Source organism: Helicobacter pylori, assembly GCF_001653475.1.
GTDB classification, from domain to species: Bacteria; Campylobacterota; Campylobacteria; order Campylobacterales; family Helicobacteraceae; genus Helicobacter; species Helicobacter pylori_CM.
The window spans coordinates 422,524-441,358 of the sequence record NZ_CP011487.1; the positions used below are offsets into that span (position 1 = coordinate 422,524).

An 18,835-nucleotide genomic window follows, 5' to 3' on the forward strand; every position below is an offset into this window, starting at 1 on the left:
TTAGATGAAAGGAAAAAATAAAACTTGTATAAGGTAGCAGATATTTTTTGTGGTGCTGGAGGATTGAGCTATGGCTTTTCTATGCACCCTTATTTTGAATTAATATGGGCTAATGATATAGACAAGGATGCCATTTTAAGCTATCAAGCCAATCATAAAGAAACGCAAACCATTCTATGCGATATTATGCAACTTAATTGCCACAACTTACCAAGCGTTTCAATTGATATTTTACTAGGCGGACCACCATGCCAGAGCTATTCTACCCTTGGCAAAAGAAAAATGGATGAAAAAGCGAATCTGTTTAAAGAATATTTGCGGCTCTTAGATTTAGTAAAACCAAAAATATTTGTTTTTGAAAATGTGGTGGGTTTAATGTCTATGCAAAAAGGGCAATTATTCAAACAAATTTGTAACGCTTTTAAAGAGAGAGGTTATATTTTAGAGCATGCCATTTTAAACGCCATAGATTATGGTGTGCCTCAAATAAGAGAACGAGTGATTTTAGTGGGCACGCTTAAAAGTTTTAAGCAAAAATTTTGCTTCCCTAAACCCATAAAAACACAAGTTTCTTTAAAAGACGCGCTAGGGGATTTACCACCCATTCAAAGCGGTGAGAATGGTGATGCTTTAGGTTATCTTAAAAATGCGGATAATGTTTTTTTGGAATTTGTGCGAAATTCTAAAGAATTGAGCGAGCATAGCAGCCCTAAAAACAATGAAAAACTGATAAAAATCATGCAAACGCTAAAAGACGGACAGAATAAAGATGATTTGCCAGAAAAATTGCGCCCCAAAAGTGGTTATATTAATACCTATGCTAAAATGTGGTGGGAAAAACCAGCCCCCACCATTACAAGAAATTTTTCCACTCCAAGCAGTTCTAGATGTATCCATCCAAGAGACTCTAGAGCGTTAAGCATTAGAGAGGGGGCAAGATTACAAAGCTTTCCTGATGATTATAAATTTTATGGGAGCGCTAGCGCTAAAAGATTGCAAATTGGCAATGCCGTGCCGCCTTTATTGAGTGCAGCGCTCGCTCATGCTGTCTTTGATTTTTTAAGGGGTAAAAATGTTTGATAATAACGATTTTAAAGGTTATAGGAATTTACTGGGTTTTAATTCTCAAAATGCGTTTAAAATTTTTAGGCGCTAAAGACATACAACCTTATCAATAGTATTTATTGTTTTAAATATAATGAGTATGAATGGGAATGCTTTTTTAAAAACTCCATAGAGCGAGTGTTTTCAAAGATAGTGGACACTCATATTATTCATAAGCTGAATAATCAAGGCAGAAGATCTGAAGAAGTTTGTTTTTCTTGGATGCGTGGGTTTTTAGTAGCGGAGTTTTTTAAGGATTTTATCGCTTGTCTTTTTGGTGCACAAAAAGAAACCATCAAATTTTTTGGTGGCGATAATTTTGAGAGCATAGAAAGTTTTAAAAGAAATCCTAAAGCCGATTTTTTGTTAGACAATCATTTATTGCTAGAAGTTCAAAGCGGGTTTCAAGGGATCAATGATATTAAAGAATATAAAGTTTTAGAAGCTAAAAGGCGTTTGATAACGGATAAAATTCCTACTATTGTGGTGCATTTTGATCTGTTTAACGGGCAAGTAGCGTGCGTAGAAATTTCTAAAATTAAAGACAATGATTTGAATTGGATAACCCGCCAACAAATGGAAGGGCAGAGCGTTTTTAATATTTCGCAAAACTTTTTTGATTACAAAATTACAGAAATACCTAATAAGCCGCTTTCATAAAAATCAATAGCATAATACAGCCTAAATAAAATACAAGATAATAGCATTAAAAATGTGGTGGGTGGATTGACCGTTCGTTATTTTTTGCCCAACATTCAGAGTGAGTGTGTGTGCCTCAAATAAGAGAGAAAGTGTTTTAGTGGGCACACTTAAAAGTTTTAAACAAAAATTCCACTCCCCCAAACCCATAAAAACGCCTTTTTTCAATCAACTTGTATTTTGATTTGCATTAGTCTTTTTATTGCCTCCTGCTAAAAGTGATCCCATAAACTTCATTCCTAATTTGGAATAAGGGATCAGTAGGGGCTTCTACGCCTTTAGGGAGATCGGCTGGGAAATACACATCTTTATTGCAACCCATTCCTTCGTATTTTTCCACTTTCAATGTCCCTACCAATAATTCCTTGTGTTTGCCTTTCCAAAGCGCGGTCGTGTCGTTGGTGGCATCATTTTTATTCGCAAACACCAGATACATTTGGTATTCTATGGGCTTAGTTTTAAGGTGTTGTTGGAATGAAGAAAGCAGATAATTTGAATCTTTTTGCTTCAATTCTTGGGGGCTAAGATACTTAATGCCGTCTTTAGGCACAAATTTCCATCTCGCAGGCAATAATTTTTCTTTCTTATCTTTAAACTTGAAGGCATGCACGCTATAATAAGGTGTGTTAGCCACGCTTGAGCTAATCCCTATCGTTTTTGTGTAAGCGGCAAAATTCCTATAAGAGGGGACTTCTTCATAAAGCTTTTTGATTCTTGCTTCATCCACCTTGCCATTTTTAGGGATCCTCATCTCAAAAAATTGGGCGAATTCGTTAGGGTTTTTGGCAAAATTGATTTCTGTATTGAGCATCACCATTGTCCAGCTAGCGTTTTGTTTTTCTAATTTTAACGCCATTCCCCTCACTTTGCTTTTATCGTCCATCGCCACGCCTCCTAAAGAATACCTTACAGATGCAGGGATTTCTTTTTCATTGAGTAATGGCACATCTAAATCCTCTCTTGCTTGCGGGTTAGGGAGGAACACGCCTTTAGCGCAAAACCCCTTAGTGTGGTTGATTTTCATTTTAGGCTCTTTGGCGTTGAGTTTGTAGAAAATATCCGCAATCTCTTCAGCGCTCACTTCATGGGCTTTTAAAAAACCCAAGCTAAAAACCAAACACAAGCTCAGACCAATTTTTTTCATTTTTTCGCTCCTTATTGTTATTTTTTATATAAAACAACGCTTTTTATTGTATCAGTAAATTCCCCATTGACCCTTAAAAAAGCCTTTTTTTAATATCTTATTAGGATCTTAAAAGATTATCCTATCCATATTGCATGATCATTAGCAAGCTTTTAAGGATAAACTCGCGTTTTAAATTTTGTAATTTTTAAGAAAAATTAGCTTGATTTTAAACTAATTCTATATTCTTTTATGCTATGATTACTTCTACAGAGTAATTTATCTATTCTCAGGTAAAGTAAGGAAGAGGAATGAAATTAAAGAAACGAAAAGTTGCGGCTACATTGCTAAAGCGTTTTACCTTGCCACTATTGTTCACTACGGGTTCATTAGGGGCGGTTACTTATGAGGTGCATGGGGATTTTATCAACTTCTCCAAAGTGGGTTTTAACCATTCGCCTATTAACCCTGTTAAAGGTATCTATCCCACAGAAACTTTTGTTAACCTTACGGGTAAGCTAGAGGGGTCTGTGCATTTAGGTAGAGGATGGACCGTGAATTTAGGCGGTGTTTTGGGCGGACAAGTTTATGATAGCACTAGGTATGATAGGTGGGCAAAGGATTTTACCCCCCCAAGCTATTGGGATAAAACTTCTTGCGGCACTGATTCTTTGAGCCTTTGTATGAATGCCACTAAAATGTGGCAGCAACAAGGGCCAGGCGGTATTATTGACCCTAGAGGTATTGGTTGGGAATATATGGGTGAGTGGAACGGCTTGTTCCCCAACTACTATCCGGCTAACGCCTACTTGCCTGGGGGTTCAAGACGCTATGAAGTTTATAAAGCGAATCTCACCTATGATAGCAACAGAGTCCATATGGTAATGGGGCGTTTTGATGTTACGGAGCAGGAGCAAATGGATTGGGTTTACCAATTGTTCCAAGGTTTTTATGGGACTTTCAAGCTTACCAATAAGATGAAGTTCTTGCTCTTTAGCTCTTGGGGTCGTGGTATCGCTGACGGTCAGTGGTTGTTCCCTATCTATCGTGAAAAGCCTTGGGGTATTCATAAAGCCGGTATTATTTATCGCCCTACAAAGAATTGGATGATCCACCCTTATGTGTATCTTATCCCAGAAGTAGGCACATTGCCCGGTGTTAAAGTAGAGTATGATACCAATCCTGAGTTTAGAGGGATAGGCATGAGAAACAGAACGACTTTCTATGCGTTGTATGACTATCGTTGGAATAACGCTGAATACGGTCGTTATGCGCCCGCTCGTTATAACACTTGGGATCCGTTCTTGGATAATGGTAAGTGGCGTGGCTTGCAAGGTCCTGGTGGTGCGACGCTCTTTTTGCGCCACCATATAGATATTAACAACTACTTTGTGGTTGGTGGTGCTTATCTCAACATTGGTAACCCTAACATGAACTTAGGTACTTGGGGTAACATCATCGCTGTGGATGGTATCGAACAATGGGTTGGCAGTATCTACAGCTTAGGGTTTGCGGGGATTGACAACATTACCGACGCTGACGCATTCACCGAGTATGTTAAAGGTGGAGGCAAGCATGGTAAGTTTAGTTGGAGCGTTTATCAACGCTTCACTACCGCTCCAAGGGCTTTGGAATATGGTATTGGTATGTATCTAGACTATCAGTTCAGTAAGCATGTTAAAGCGGGTCTCAAACTCGTATGGTTAGAGTTCCAAATTCGTGCGGGTTACAACCCTGGAACCGGTTTCCTTGGGCCAAACGGTCAGCCGCTTAACTTGAATAATGGTTTGTTTGAATCTTCTGCGTTCGCACAAGGTCCTCAAAACATGGGCGGTATCGCAAAAAGCATTACCCAAGATAGAAGCCATTTGATGACACACATCAGTTATAGCTTCTAAGAGAGTTCCCCTATCTCTTAGATATGCCTTCTTTTATATTTTTATTTTAATATCTTTGGGAGTTAGGGTTTTGGAAATTAAGAAATATTTTTCTTACTCTCTATTTTTTTTGTTTTTTTCTAGTCTCTTTTTATCCAAACTTCAAGCTTATAAATTCAACATGAGCATTGTTGGAAAGGTGAGTAGCTATACCAAGTTTGGCTTTAACAATCAAAGATACCAACCTTCTAAAGACATTTATCCTACAGGTAGCTATACTTCTTTGCTCGGTGAATTGAATTTAAGTATGAGTTTATACAAGGGTTTGAGAGCGGAAGTGGGGGCTATGATGGCAGCGCTTCCCTATGACTCTACCGCCTATCAAGGCAACAATATCCCTAATGGCCAGCCCGGCTCTAGGACCGATCCTTTTGGGGCGGGTATCTTTTGGCAATATATTGGTTGGTATGCAGGGCATAGTGGTTTGCAAGTGCAAAAACCTCGTTTAGCCATGGTGCATAACGCTTTTTTGAGCTACAACTACAAAAAAGACAAATTCAGTTTTGGCGTGAAAGGGGGGCGCTATGATGCTGAAGAGTATGATTGGTTCACTTCTTACACTCAAGGGGTTGAAGGCTTTGTCAAATATAAAGACACCAGATTAAGAGTGATGTATTCAGACGCTAGGGCTTCAGCATCAAGCGACTGGTTTTGGTATTTTGGGCGTTACTATACAAGCGGTAAGGCTCTAATGGTAGCGGATTTGAAATATGAAAAAGACAACTTAAAAATCAACCCTTATTTTTATGCGATCTTTCAAAGAATGTATGCACCAGGCATTAATATCACTTACGACACTAACCCTAATTTCAACAATAAAGGTTTTCGTTTTGTAGGCACTTTCGTGGGGTTTTTCCCCATTTTTGCCACTCCGGCTAATGAAAATGATATTATCCTCTTCCAACAAGTGCCGTTAGGAAAAAGCGGGCAAACTTATTTCTTGCGCACCCGTTTTTACTATAATAAATGGCAATTTGGGGGCAGTGTCTATAAAAATATCGGTAACGCTAATGGTGATATCGGTATTTATGGGGATCCTTTGGGGTATAACATTTGGACGAATAGTATTTATGATGCCGAAATTAACAATATTGTTGGTGCTAATGTTATTAACGGATTTTTATATGTAGGCTCACAGTATAGGGGGTTTAGTTGGAAAATTTTAGGTCGTTGGACGGATAGCCCAAGGGCTGATGAAAGGAGTCTTGCGCTCTTTTTGAGTTATTTTTCTAATAAGTATAATATTAGAATGGATTTGAAGCTAGAATATTATGGCAATATCACCAAAAAAGGCTATTGTATTGGGTATTGTGGCATGTATGTTCCAGCCGATCCTAATGGACCTGGGACACAGCCTCTAACACATAATGTGTATTCTGACAGGAGTCATATAATGTTTAACATTACTTATGGTTTTAGGATTTACTAGCATTTTATCCTTAATGGATATTTTTGATTAGCCTTTTTAAAATATTGAAAGGCTCTGCTCCAATCAAATATTAATACTCAAAAAGCCTTATTTAACTTTATTATTCAATATTTAATATACTAGAACAAGGCTACTACAAAAGACATTAAAAGCCCTCTAGCAACAAGCCTAGAAGGCGCCTTACATCAAAAAATCACGCAAAGGTTAGTGAGTAACATTGTCAGAAACATACCGACCACTTACATTTTTAAGAAGTTAGACGAACTAAGTCCCGCTCTATCGCTTGCACTATAATATAATGAACTGGTATTTTTAAAAAAAGAAATCAACATGCCTAACACCACTGCAGAAAAAGACTACACACAATACAGCGAAAAACAGCTTTTTAACTTTTTAAATTCTATCAAGACCCAACAAAAAAGAGCGTTAGAAAAATTAAAAGAAATCCAAGCTCAAAAACAAAGAATCAAAAAAGCGCTCCAATTGAAAGCGCTCCATTTAACCGAAAATGGATACACCATAAGAGAATAGCAAGAAATCTTAGCAAGAGATAAAGACACCAAGAACCGCCTTTGTTTTAAAAGCATAGAGGATTTTAAAAAGCAAAACTTATAAATAAGATTTAAAAATGCTGATGATTGAAACCAGTAAAAATTTGATAAGGATCTTAAAAAACCTGTTCAAAACGGGTTTGATTTAAAGTTTTAAAGTGGTTGAAAATTGAGCCAAAGAGTAACGCTCCCAAATACAAAGACCGATCGCTCAAAGGCGGTTTAAAAGATTAATACCACCTAAAACCGGATTTATTGCTTGTCTATCAAATTAAAAAACAAGAAAACGCTCTCTTTTTAGTAAGACTGGGCAGTCATAGCGAGTTGTTTTAAGCCACCCATAACGCTCTTAAACTAACCGCCCACCAACTACCCCCCCTTTTTTAGGGATAAAATTTAGGGTTAAAACACCGCTTACGCTTTTTTTGCTTTTTAAATACCCTCGTGTTTCCCGCTTTTTAAATACCCTCGTGTGCGCATTTCCTTGCGCTTCAAAGCCCCTTCATAACGGCGGATTTCAACCTCTGTTTTAGGCTCGTATTTAGGCATGGGGGTGGGTTTGCCATTTTCTACAGCTACCATGGTGAAATAGCATGAATTAGTGTGCATGATTTCACGAGTTTTAATATCTTCGCTCAAAACCTTAATCCCCACTTCGCACGAGGTGTTTCCCACATAATTGATGCTGGCTAAAAAAGTGAGCAAATTCCCTACAGGAATGGGATATTTAAAAGTGACCCCATCCACGCTTAAAGTGACCGTTCCTTTACCGCAATAACGAGCCGAGCACACATAAGCCACTTTATCCAATAAATTCAATAATTCCCCCCCATGCATGACATTGTTGAAATTAGCGGTTGTAGGCACAACCAGATAGCTCATCAATAATTTAGTGCAATCCGCTGTGTCTAGGGAAAAATCAAAATGATTGGAATGCGATGATTGTATGTGGGGCATTGTTTCTCCTTGAATTAAAATTGATGTTAAAAATGTTTTTTGTAAAAAACATTCCAAGAACTATATATTAGTAAAAATTAAGTAATATTAAGTGAATATTAGAGGAATTATAAAAATAATAAGAGGGTTGGCGTTAGATAATGGGCGTTGGAGAGAGAAAAGAAAGCCAAAAGGTAGCGATTATCACTGGGGCGAGTTCTGGGATTGGGTTAGAGTGTGCGTTAATGCTGTTAGATCAAGGGTATAAAGTCTATGCACTCTCTAGGCACGTGACTTTGTGCGTAGCGTTAAACCATGCGTTATGCGAGAGCATTGATATTGATGTGAGCGATTCTAACGCTTTAAAAGAAGTGTTTTCAAACATCAGTGCTAAAGAAAATCATTGCGATGTTTTGATCAATTCCGCCGGTTATGGGGTGTTTGGGAGCGTAGAAGACACGCCTATTGACGAGGTTAAAAAACAATTTGGTGTGAATTTTTTTGCCCTTTGTGAAGTGGTGCAGTTTTGTTTGCCCTTACTGAAAAACAAGCCTTACTCTAAGATTTTTAATCTTTCTTCCATAGCAGGGCGTGTGAGCATGCTCTTTTTAGGCCATTACAGCGCGAGTAAGCATGCCTTAGAGGCTTATAGCGATGCCTTGCGTTTAGAGCTTAAACCCTTTAACATTCAGGTGTGTTTGATTGAGCCAGGCCCGGTGAAAAGCAACTGGGAAAAAACCGCTTTTGAAAACGATGAGCGAAAAGATAGCCTTTATGCATTAGAGGTGGATGCGGCTAAAAGCTTTTATTCTGGCGTGTATCAAAAAGCTTTAAGCGCTAAAGAAGTGGCGCAAAAAATCGTTTTTCTTACCATGAGTCCAAAAATCAAGGCCCGCTATTTGATCGGCTTAAAAACCCAATTATTGTTAGCGTTGTATAGAATCCTCCCCAGTAGTTGGTATGATTCTTTGTTTAGATTGATCGTTCTTAAAAGGAAGCGTGATGCTTAAAACCTATCATATTGCATTAGCTTGCGTGATTTTAGCAGTGGTGGTGCTTTTATTTGGAGGGGAGTCTTTGAGTTTGGAAGAATGGCAAGAAGTGTGTCTCAATGTGAAAAACCACTTTTTGCACAATGAAGAACTGAGCTCTTTAAGTATTATTATTTTAGAAATACGACTACCACGAGTGATTTTAGCGCTCTTGGTGGGAGCGAGTTTGTCCGGGAGTGGGGTGGTGATGCAAACGATTTTCAGAAACCCCTTAGTCGATCCTTTTTTATTAGGGATTTCTAGTGGGGCGATGCTAGGCGTGGCGATGGCGATAGCGGTAGTGGAGTCTAATATTGCGATTTTAGCGTTTTTTGGGGCAATTTTAGCCAGTCTTGCCGTCTTAGCGATGAATAGGGTTTTAGGCAATTCCGTCCTTTCATTGGTGCTTTCAGGGGTGGTGTTGAGCGCGTTTTTAAGCGCGCTAGCCGGAGCGATAAAATTCTTTGTGATCCCCGAAAAAGCGCAAGCGATTGTCGTGTGGCTTTTAGGGAGCTTGTCTTTGAGCAGTTATAAGGATTGCTTGATCGCTTTCATAGGGCTATCTTTAGGCTTTATCCCGCTTTTTTTGTTAAGGTGGCGCATCAATTTATTGAGCTTGAGCGATGCGCAAAGTTTGAGTTTGGGTATTAATCCGGTGCTGTTGCGATCGCTTTGTTTGGTGTGCGTGAGCGTTGCGAGCGCTTTAGCGGTGAGCGTGTCCGGCACGATTGGTTGGATTGGGTTAGTCATTCCGCATGTAGCGAGGTTGTTTTTTGGGGCGAATTTGCAAAAACTGCTTTTAAGCTCTTTGTTAATGGGAGCATTTTTCTTGCTTTTAGCGGATGTGGTGGCTAAAACCATTACCCCCTATGATTTACCGGTAGGCATTGCGACAAGCGTTTTAGGAGCGCCTTTCTTCTTGTGGCTTTTATTCAGAACTAGGGGGGTGTAATGGTCTTAGAAGTTAAAAACCTGTCCTTTAAATATTCTCAAAAACTCATTTTGGATAAATTGAGTTTCAGCGTGCCAAAAAACAGCATTACAAGCATACTAGCGCCTAATGGCTCCGGTAAAACCACGCTTTTAAAATGCCTTTTAGGGCTTTTAAAGCCTTTAGAAGAAACCGAAATTAAAGCGTGTAACAAAGATATTTTACCCTTAAAGCCTTATGAAAAAGCCAAATTGATTGCTTATATCCCCCAAGTGGAATATTATGCGTTTAATTTCAGCGTGCTGGATTTTGTTTTAATGGGGAAAGCGACGCATTTGAATCTGTTCGCTATGCCTAAAGCTAAGCACATTAAAGAAGCTATTGGCGTTTTAGAGCGCTTGAATTTAGAGTCCTTAAAAGATCAAGGCATCAATGATTTGTCCGGCGGTCAAAGGCAAATGGTGCTTTTAGCCAGAAGTTTATTGCAAAGAACGCCTTTATTGTTACTGGATGAGCCTACGAGTGCTTTAGATTTAAAAAATCAAGCCCTTTTTTTTGATGCGATTAAAGATGAGATGAAAAAACGAGAATTGAGCGTTTTAGTCAATATCCATGATCCGAATTTGGTTGCCAGGCACTCCACGCATGTGGTCATGCTCAAAGATAAAAAACTTTTCTTGCAAGCTTCCACGCAAATCGCTATGACTTCACACAATTTAAGCGCGCTCTATGATACGCCATTAGAAGCGATTTGGCATGATAATAAGCTTGTCGTGTATGCGTTGTAGGGCTTGAAAATAGAGGATCTTGGTTATAATGTTTCAATTATTTTTATTTTCAAGGGATTTATATGAAAATTAGTGCATCTGTTACCCCCCCATTTCAGACTATTCCTATAGTAGTAGCTTTTGACAATAATTATTGCATCCCTGCTGGTGTGAGTTTATATTCCATGCTTTCTTGTGCCAAGCAAGAAAGAGATGGAGTAAAACTTTTTTATCAAATCCATTGTTTAGTGGATAGTTTGAGTACTGAAAGTATAGAAAAAATAAAGCGAACTATAGCCCCATTTAGCGCATTTTCTAATATTGAATTTTGTGATATTTCAAAGAATGACGCTTACCCTTTTAAATTGATTTCTCAACTTTTCTTAAGAGTCAATTCTTTTGCTAAAAAGCGTTTTACTAAAATGATTTTATGCCGTTTGCTACTAGCGAGTATTTTTCCTCAATATGAAAAAATTATCACATTTGATGTGGATACCTTGTTTGCGGGCGATATTAGCGAGAGCTTTTTTATCCCTATGGATGGAGAGTATTGGGGAGCAGTTAAAGAAGACTTTTCATTGATTGGCATTCATAGCGCTAATGATTTGTTTTTGTCTCGTCTTAACTGGTCTAGTGGAATGGGTGTTAAAATCAGTCATAAAAGCCTAACCTTTCAAGAAGTGGAAATTTTATATGAAAACCCTTATTAATGCAGGTTTTATGCTAGTCAATTTGGCGTTGTGGAGGGAGCGTCATTTGGAAGAAAAACTGATTGATTTTTTTAAAACAAGAGATGAAGGGCTTTTGTTGCCAGAGCAAGATTTATTTGTGCTTGTTTGTCAAGGGTGTATTTTAGAAATACCTTGCAAGTATAATGTCCATCCACGCATGGTTGGGACGAGGATGATACCTAAAAAATCTGATGCTTGCATGTTGCATTTTTATGCTGATGAAAAGCCTTGGAAACATTTTGGCTACCCGTATTCTCAAGAATGGCACCAAGTAGCTTTTAAAACTTCTTTTGATTCTTTAGTTTTTGAGAATTTAGTGGGTAAAATTAAAAGTTTTACTGAAATTAATGACCACAACAAAAAGGATTTTTTTGAATTTTTAAACACTAGGCTGAATAAAAAACTTCTAATAAAATATGTTTTATTTAAGATTTTTAAAAAGCTAGAGTCTTTTTGTTTGCGTTAGTGGAGTTTATTTTAAAGGCTAATCCCTTAGGTTGGTTTGCTAATAACACACTAGCATGAAAGGGGTGATAAACCAAATCAAACATGAGATTAAACCCTTCCCCTAGTTACGCTTTTTAAATCCATCACATCCCATGCTTTAAGCATGGGTTTAAGAGCGGTATTTAGAAACTATACCTCATTCCTAAATTGGAAGCGAAATGGCTTGCATTGGAAATCAAGTTGTGTAAATAAATAAAGCCCAAATTCAAAAACACTTCTTTAGCCAATTGCAATTCCCCACCCATCATCACTCTAGCATGGGTATTTAAAGGATTGCGAGCGGCATTCACTTTAAAGGTGTTTAAAGACACCGCATTGCTAGAACCAAAATTAGCAAATTCTTGTAAAACTCCAGCATTCATATAGAAGTATGAAGTGTCCCCATAATAATAACGCGCTTCCACATTAGCACTAGCGTTGAATAAATGCTGACTGCTTGCACCATTTTTTAAAGCCACTTTATGGGTGCTGTTGCTTTCAAAGTTGGTTGAACCTAAATGGTTATAGCTCACGCCCACGCTTGGTTTTAACACTAAAGCGTTCCTAAAAAACACAAAGTCATAACCATAGCTCGCTCTTGTTGCAGCGCCATAGGCTAAGTAATTATAGCTTTGATTCAAATCTCGCAATAAAGCGCTTTTGAAATTCAAGCTTGATTGATCACTCCCTACAGCTCCTTGAGCTTCAAAATCAAATTCATGCCGGTTAGCAAAGATACGGCTATACACGCCAAAATTAGCGTTATTGACCCCAGAGTTAAGAGAGTTCGCTTGGTTACTAAAAGAGCTATAACCATAGCTTCCAAATCCGCCCACAATGGCTTCCACTTTCTCATTAAGGTAAGCATCTACGCCTGCGCTTGTGCCATACAATGAAGTGTTGCCACCGCTATTTAGGCTCGCTCCTCCAATAGCGTTAGCCCAAACATTGGTGGGTTTTTCATATTTAGGGGCAAATTGATACAACACTTCTGCCGCGCTTTCTAAAGCAGCGAATCTTTGGCCTTTTAAAGCTTGTAAGCGTTGGGCGAACGAGTCAATATTGTTGGTGTGCCTCCTGGAGAGATTGACTAAACGAGAATTTAAAATCATCGCATTGCTCAAGCTCAAAGTTTGTAAGCCGCTTGTCTTATGCTCTAAACTGGCTATGTTGTTTAAAGCGTCAGTGGCCGCATTCAATTGCTTGGTGATTTCACCAGTGCTTGTGGAATCAATCATGGTTCTGGCATAACCCGCATCATGGCTATCAATCAATAAGGTTTGTAAGAGATCCCTACCTTTTGCACCTGAGTTAGCATAAAGCGTGTCAATATCGCTAGAGCGGTTAGCCAATTCAAACACGCTTTCAATAGTGCCAAAATCATGCTTATTGATAGCGACTAAATTAGGAGTGGCGTGAGCGAAAGGAGCGTTCTTTATAAGAGCGTAGCTAGCGAAACGCGCATTTTTAGTGCTGTTTTCAGCGTTTTTGGGTAAATCTGTAGGATTAGTAGGTGTTGTAGCATTACCTAAATAACGCACAGAGATTTTAGAGCCATTAGCCGTTTTACTGATACCTAAATTTTTCCATGCCTTACCGATAAGATACTTGTAATTGTCAGGGTTATTCACCATGGCTTGATTGCCGATAGCCATCCCGCATGCTTTAATGTCATCGGTATTTCGCACCACACAAGTATCCATGCGGTTATTGTTGTTATAAAGGGCTAGGCGCTCGTTGAATTGTTCTATTAGACTCACATTACTAATGCTGTTAGTGCCTAAAGAAACATTTTCATAACCGATGATTTTCGCTTTCAATAAGACATGTTCTTTATTTTTAATGAGATCTTGAGCGCTGTTAATTTTGATAAGCGGTTTGTAAAATCCAGTCGCACTATCTATATCATTATTAAAACTCATGACTGCTGCATTGCCTACGCTTAAGGTTTCTATATTCCCGCCTCGAACCAAATAATTGATAGTGCCTTGATTGTTAATAAAATTCCCCTGAATGGTTATATTTGAAAATTGACTATAATCCATGACTGCATTGGGACCTAGGGTTAGATTATTAAACATGAGTTTTGCCGTGCCCCAAGGGCTCCCTTGAGGCCCAAAAGCAAGTTTGTTGGTGATTTCAACATTTTTAATATTCCTGGCGTCAAAATAATTCCAAGGGGCGTAGTAAAAATCATTGATAACCAGTTTTTCACCGCCTTTAAACTTAACACCCCCAGAATAGATTGACCTAGTGCCAGTTTCCAAACGCACGGTGTTGATGCGCGATTGACTGCCTATATCTTCGCTAAAATTAGTGTATTCCCCCACACTTATCCCATTGGTTTTAACCAACAATTCATTAATGTTGAAGTTTTTAATGGCCACATTAGTGGAAGCTGTAATGAGCTTGTTGATATTGACCTTGTTTGTAACACCACTAAAGTCTAAGGTGTTGAAACCACCATTACCAGTATCAATATCTTTAAAATTGACCGTATGAGCGCTCGCTTTTAAATTCACAAATCTTCCCAGACTGATATTGTTATTAAAAGCGATTGTGCCGTTTTTGGTATCCACACCAGCCTTAAACTCAAAATTCGCGCTCGAGCCTGCCAAAGCATAACCGCCCACTTGATTATTCACCATTAAAGCCCCATCAACGGTGACATTCCCGGTTAGATTTTCCACTAAAAGAGAGCGCCCGCTCGCTTGATTGGACAGATTGACACCGCCTTTGCCGATATTCAAATTAGCTGCATTGGTGGTAAGAGAAGCTGTATACCCTCCCACTTTAATCGTGCCATCAGCGTTAGTGTTGATGCGGTTGATATTGACCACCGTGTCTTTGGCTCCAGCAAAAGGCCCATCAATGACTTGCGTGGGTTGGATTTCTGTTTTTTGCCCGCTATTGGGTGGGTTAATGACCTGAGTGTTACTATCTTGTTTGTCGTTTTTAGCGCTTTCATTTTTGTCATTTTTAGCACCACTTTGAGAATTGGTATTATTAGGTTTATCCTTATAACCACCTTCTGGAGGGGCGATGATATTTAACCCTGCACTTTGCCACAAATCCAATGTGCTAATATTAGTCTTTTTACTAGCGATAATGCCTGCTTGAGCAGCGTTTTTATCGCCCACAGTGAGATGGTTAAAATGCGCTTCCCCTGTCACTTTTGAAGTGTTTATCGTGCTGTATGAAGGGGCCAAATACGCTCCCACATATTGCAAACGGCCCATCCACACATTACCCATTAATTTAACGCTGTTTGAAGCCAAATTAAGCGTGGCGCCATCATAAAGAGAAATTTCAGCGTTTTTACTGCTAGTGATCCCTTCTGAAGCTTGCAAAGTTAAAACCGTAGAGCTGGCTTTTCTACCGGCTCCAGAACCCACACGATTATTGATTTCTAAAAAATTATCAATTGAGATATTTTTAGCGTTGAAATCCACTCTCGTGGTGCGATCAGCACTATCTTTAAAGCTTGTGAAAGAATTGCCATTGAATTGGCCTAAGCGCAAAGTGGCTTTTTGCATATTCACATCTAAATCCCCACCAGTGTAGTTTCTTAGCCCTGAAAGCTTATAAGTCCCTACAGCGTCTTTCATATCCACTTCAAGCTTGTTCCATTGCCCGCCTTTGACCCAATAATGCCTAGCGGCATTCCCCCAATCCCAACCTCCATCAATCTTACTGGATAAAAGGGATTTGTATAAGTCGTATTCCTTGTTAGGGAATTCATTAAAACCTCTTCCTGCTTGAATGCGCCAAACTTTATCGGGTTTGTCCGGGGTTTTATTAGCTTCTTCGGCTTGTTTGAGCCCCCAGCCAAGAAGCCCTGAGACCGTTCCTACAGCGGTGCCTGTAGCGATACCCCCAACAATGGCTGGAATGATCACGGTTGTAAAAAAGGCGGCATGACTTTGTTGCGGTGTGATGCTGACCAACGTTCCTACTAAAGCAAGAGAAACTAGAGGGCGATTGATCTTGCAGTGTGTTTGTTGTAATTCCATTTTCTTCCTTTCTTTATTATAAAACGATTTTTGCACAAAGGGTGCGACTTTAGACTAGAAAATTTCTGTTGCATTTACGATTAAGGTTATAAATATGTAGTATTTACAACAGATGTTTAATTTTATCAAGTATTAGGTAAATAAATATAAAATTTACAAGATTAAAAAGCAAAAATATTGAAAGTTGTGGCTAGAATGTGTAAAAAGGTAAAATTGGAGGCGTTTAAAAAAACTTCTCCCAAATCGTGCCTTGTGGGGTGTCCATCAAAGCGATTTTTTGTTTCAAAAGCTCTTCTCTGATGCTATCGGCTTTTAAAAAATCTTTTTGTTCTTTGGCGCGTTTTCTTTCTTCTATCTTGCTTTCAATTTCTTGTTTTTCGCTTTCACTCACGCCTAATTGGAAATAGATAGTAGGGTCTTTAAACCCGATGCCAAGCAGTTCTTCTATGAATTTCAAATTCGCTAAAATTTCGCCCTTTAAAGCCTTGTTTTTGGGGTTTTGATCAAGTTTTTCATTAGTAGAAGAAAGCATGCTTTCTAAAACGCTCAACGCTTTAGAAATGTTTAAATCATCTTGCATGCATTCTAAAATTTCTTTTTTAAAGTTAGGATTTATTCCTCCAAGAGTCCCTAAAACGCGCTGTTTTAGGCGATAGATTTTATCCAAGCGTTTTTTACTCACTAACAAGTCTTCTTCATTGAAATTCAAAACAGAGCGATAATGCACCCCTAGTAAGTAATTACGCAAAATTTCGCCATCATAGTTTTTGAGAGCGTCTTTAATAAAAAAGCTATTCCCTAAACTTTTAGACATTTTTTCGTTATTGATATTCACAAAGCCATTATGCATCCAGTATTTAGCAAGCTCCACGCCAAAGGCGCAACGGGTTTGGCACGCTTCATTTTCATGGTGGGGGAATAACAAATCCGCTCCGCCTGCATGGATGTCAATTTGATAAGAGGTGTTAGTGAGCGCTAAAGTTTCAAAAACCATGCTAGAGCATTCTATATGCCAGCCAGGGCGCCCTTTGCCTAAAGGGCTATCAAAGCCCACATCATTATCCCCCTTATAGCTTTTCCATAAAACAAAATCCTGCTCAAGCCGTTTTTCTTGCACCAAACCAATACGGCCAAATTCAATGCTGCTATTATGCACGCTCAAAGAGCCGTAATCTTTATCCTTGCTCGTGTCTAAATAAATATCCCCATTAGAGACCTGATAAGCGATATTTTTTTCTAAAAGCGTTTCAATCATACCCACCATAGCGTCTAAATACTCGCTCGCTTTAGGCTCTAGGCTGGGTTTTTTCACATTTAAAGCGTTTAAATCCCTCGTGTAAGATTCAATATAAATACTGCTTAATTCTTGAATGCTTTTGTTTTCTTTTAAGGCTTTGTTGATGATCTTGTCGTCAATATCCGTGAAATTCCTTACTAGCACCACTTCATAGCCGCTCAATTCAAGCGTGCGCCTTAGCAAATCAAAAGCAATCGCGCTCCTGGCATGCCCTAAATGAGCGTCATCATACACCGTAGGCCCGCACACATAAATATTCGCCTTTTTTTCAACTAAAGGCTCAAAAGGGACTTTTTGTTTTAATTTGGTATCATAAATAAACATTTAAAAACCTTGAAAATAATAAAATAAATGTAAATGTGTAACCCACGATTTGAACGCTAAGAGTAATAAGATTTCCACGCAAGCGAGGAAAAGGATTACAAGCCATAATTTTAAATTTTTAATTATACCCAAGAATGGTTGAAAGCCAAACGCTTTTATCGTTAAAACAAATAAAAATAACCCGCTCAAACTATTCGCTAAAGCCAAACCTAAAACCCCTAACAAAGGCATTAAACTCAAAGAAGCCACTAAACCTAAAAAAAGCGAAATTAAAGAGATTTTAGCCGCTTTTTTTTGTTCTAATTTCGCATAAAGCCATAAAGAAAAGAGTTTGGTTAGCCCAAAAGGGAGTAAGCCTAAAAGATAGAGCGAAAAGACTTGCGAAGTGATTAAGGTGTCTTTAGGGCTAAATTGCCCTCTTTCAAATAAAAGCTCTGTGATTTCTTTATTTAACATTATCCCTCCAATGCTGCAAAAGAGCAAAACCCCCACCAAAAAAAACCACGCCTTTTGCAAGCGCTGTAAGATTAAATCCTGCTGATTGTTTTTAAGTGCGATCGCAATGCTAGGGAAAAGGGTGCTAGAGATAGCGATAGCGAATAAAGCTAAAGGGAGCTGAAAAACTCTATTAGCGTAATACAAATAAGACACGCTCCCGCTCGCTAGAAAAGAGGCTATCGTGGTGTCTAAAAAAGAAGCGATTTGAGCGCTAGAATTGCCTAAGACGCTGGGGAAGAATTGCTTGAAAAACCCTTTCAAATCCCTTTTAGCCCGATTCAAACGATATTCTTTTTTGAGCGCGTTTTTAGTTTTAAAGCCCAACAACCCTTTAAATAATAAAGCCCATAAGCCTAATTTCACTAAAGGATAAAAGTGTAATAAAATTTGAGCCACACCTCCTAAAAGCACGCCATAGCTCAAATAATACAACGCTTCTAAATGCGTTTTTTCTTTAGAAATAAAAAGGGCTAAAATCATGCATAAATTGAGTAAGCTTGCGCTATAAGCGCTGGCAAAAAAGCTGTGTTTGTATTGTAAAAGCGCACCTAAAAAAGTGGTGATAAACACCAATAAAAGATACCAAAAATTGATCGCTACAATAGGAGCGCAGAGTTTGAGCGTTTCTTCATTAAAGCCATAAGCGAGGAGTTTGGTGAGCCATAAGGGGTTTAATGCCACCAATAAGCACCATACCAATAAAACACCACAAAAAATAAGCCCCACTAAACTCGCAAAGCTCCCTTTAATAGAACTTCGTATGAAGCCCGGTAAAAAGCTTTGAGAAAAAGAGCCCTCCGCAAAAATACGCCTGAATAAATTAGGCAATTTGAAAGCCACAAAGAAAATATCGCTATACACCCCAGCCCCTAGAATATTAGCCATCATCAAATCCCGTAAAAAGCCAAAAACCCTAGAGCATAAAATCCCTAAGCTATTCGTTAAAAATATTTTTTTTAGCATGCTAGCCGTATTTAT

General features: G+C 38.6%; 11 protein-coding genes and 4 pseudogenes. 10 read left to right on the forward strand and 5 right to left on the reverse strand.

Annotated features, from left to right (window positions below):
- Nucleotides 1–24 precede the first annotated feature (24 nt).
- Together AA974_RS02065 and AA974_RS02070 are read left to right on the forward strand one after the other, a co-directional pair.
- Nucleotides 25–1,080: a DNA cytosine methyltransferase gene (locus AA974_RS02065; RefSeq protein WP_064433211.1), complete on the forward strand. Its 1,056-nt coding sequence runs from the start codon at nucleotides 25–27 to the stop codon at nucleotides 1,078–1,080.
- Nucleotides 1,073–1,764: pseudogene (locus tag AA974_RS02070) on the forward strand (restriction endonuclease). Before AA974_RS02065 ends, AA974_RS02070 begins: the two are co-directional and overlap by 8 nt.
- A gap of 238 nt (nucleotides 1,765–2,002) precedes the next feature.
- Here the strand turns inward: AA974_RS02070 and AA974_RS02075 are convergent.
- A complete protein-coding gene (locus AA974_RS02075; RefSeq protein WP_064433212.1) occupies nucleotides 2,003–2,947 on the reverse strand; it encodes a catalase family peroxidase in 945 nt (314 codons plus the stop codon).
- Between the two features lie 290 nt (nucleotides 2,948–3,237).
- Between AA974_RS02075 and hofC the strand changes: the two genes are divergently transcribed.
- The 4 genes and pseudogenes from hofC to AA974_RS02095 all read left to right on the forward strand — a co-directional run bounded on the left by hofC (nucleotide 3,238) and on the right by AA974_RS02095 (nucleotide 7,176).
- Nucleotides 3,238–4,824 (forward strand): outer membrane beta-barrel protein HofC, encoded by a 1,587-nt coding sequence (gene hofC, locus AA974_RS02080; RefSeq protein ID WP_064433213.1) that lies wholly within the window; start codon nucleotides 3,238–3,240, stop codon nucleotides 4,822–4,824.
- A gap of 70 nt (nucleotides 4,825–4,894) precedes the next feature.
- The gene (hofD, locus tag AA974_RS02085) at nucleotides 4,895–6,292 is read left to right on the forward strand and encodes an outer membrane beta-barrel protein HofD (RefSeq protein WP_064433214.1); all 1,398 of its coding nucleotides are present in this window, start codon (nucleotides 4,895–4,897) and stop codon (nucleotides 6,290–6,292) included.
- Between the two features lie 330 nt (nucleotides 6,293–6,622).
- Nucleotides 6,623–6,907, forward strand: a pseudogene (locus AA974_RS02090) (type II toxin-antitoxin system antitoxin).
- Nucleotides 6,908–6,920: 13 nt separating this feature from the next.
- Nucleotides 6,921–7,176 (forward strand): annotated as a pseudogene (locus AA974_RS02095) (type II toxin-antitoxin system RelE/ParE family toxin).
- A gap of 99 nt (nucleotides 7,177–7,275) precedes the next feature.
- On the opposite strand, the gene AA974_RS02100 reads toward AA974_RS02095, so the two are convergent.
- Nucleotides 7,276–7,800, reverse strand: coding sequence for an acyl-CoA thioesterase (locus AA974_RS02100; RefSeq protein WP_064433216.1), 525 nt, complete (start codon nucleotides 7,798–7,800; stop codon nucleotides 7,276–7,278).
- Nucleotides 7,801–7,940: 140 nt separating this feature from the next.
- Between AA974_RS02100 and AA974_RS02105 the strand changes: the two genes are divergently transcribed.
- The 4 genes and pseudogenes from AA974_RS02105 (at nucleotide 7,941) to AA974_RS08225 (ending at nucleotide 11,705) form a co-directional block, all read left to right on the forward strand.
- On the forward strand, nucleotides 7,941–8,789 hold the full coding sequence (locus tag AA974_RS02105) for an SDR family oxidoreductase (protein WP_064433217.1): 849 nt from the start codon (nucleotides 7,941–7,943) through the stop codon (nucleotides 8,787–8,789).
- Nucleotides 8,782–9,762 (forward strand): FecCD family ABC transporter permease, encoded by a 981-nt coding sequence (locus tag AA974_RS02110; RefSeq protein WP_064433218.1) that lies wholly within the window; start codon nucleotides 8,782–8,784, stop codon nucleotides 9,760–9,762. Before AA974_RS02105 ends, AA974_RS02110 begins: the two co-directional genes overlap by 8 nt.
- Nucleotides 9,762–10,529: an ABC transporter ATP-binding protein gene (locus AA974_RS02115; protein ID WP_064433219.1), complete on the forward strand. Its 768-nt coding sequence runs from the start codon at nucleotides 9,762–9,764 to the stop codon at nucleotides 10,527–10,529. Before AA974_RS02110 ends, AA974_RS02115 begins: the two co-directional genes overlap by 1 nt.
- Before the next feature lie 62 nt (nucleotides 10,530–10,591).
- Nucleotides 10,592–11,705, forward strand: a pseudogene (locus AA974_RS08225) (glycosyltransferase family 8 protein).
- A gap of 163 nt (nucleotides 11,706–11,868) precedes the next feature.
- Here the strand turns inward: AA974_RS08225 and AA974_RS02125 are convergent.
- From AA974_RS02125 to murJ, 3 genes are all read right to left on the reverse strand, one after another.
- A complete protein-coding gene (locus AA974_RS02125; RefSeq protein WP_064433220.1) occupies nucleotides 11,869–15,738 on the reverse strand; it encodes a vacuolating cyotoxin family protein in 3,870 nt (1,289 codons plus the stop codon).
- A gap of 223 nt (nucleotides 15,739–15,961) precedes the next feature.
- Entirely contained in the window at nucleotides 15,962–17,359 is a 1,398-nt protein-coding gene (cysS, locus tag AA974_RS02130) for a cysteine--tRNA ligase (RefSeq protein WP_064433221.1), read from the reverse strand.
- Nucleotides 17,360–18,820 carry a murein biosynthesis integral membrane protein MurJ gene (gene murJ / locus AA974_RS02135; RefSeq protein ID WP_064433222.1) on the reverse strand — a complete coding sequence of 487 codons (1,461 nt, stop codon included), beginning with the start codon at nucleotides 18,818–18,820 and terminating at the stop codon, nucleotides 17,360–17,362. It abuts the gene before it with no gap.
- Nucleotides 18,821–18,835 lie beyond the last annotated feature (15 nt).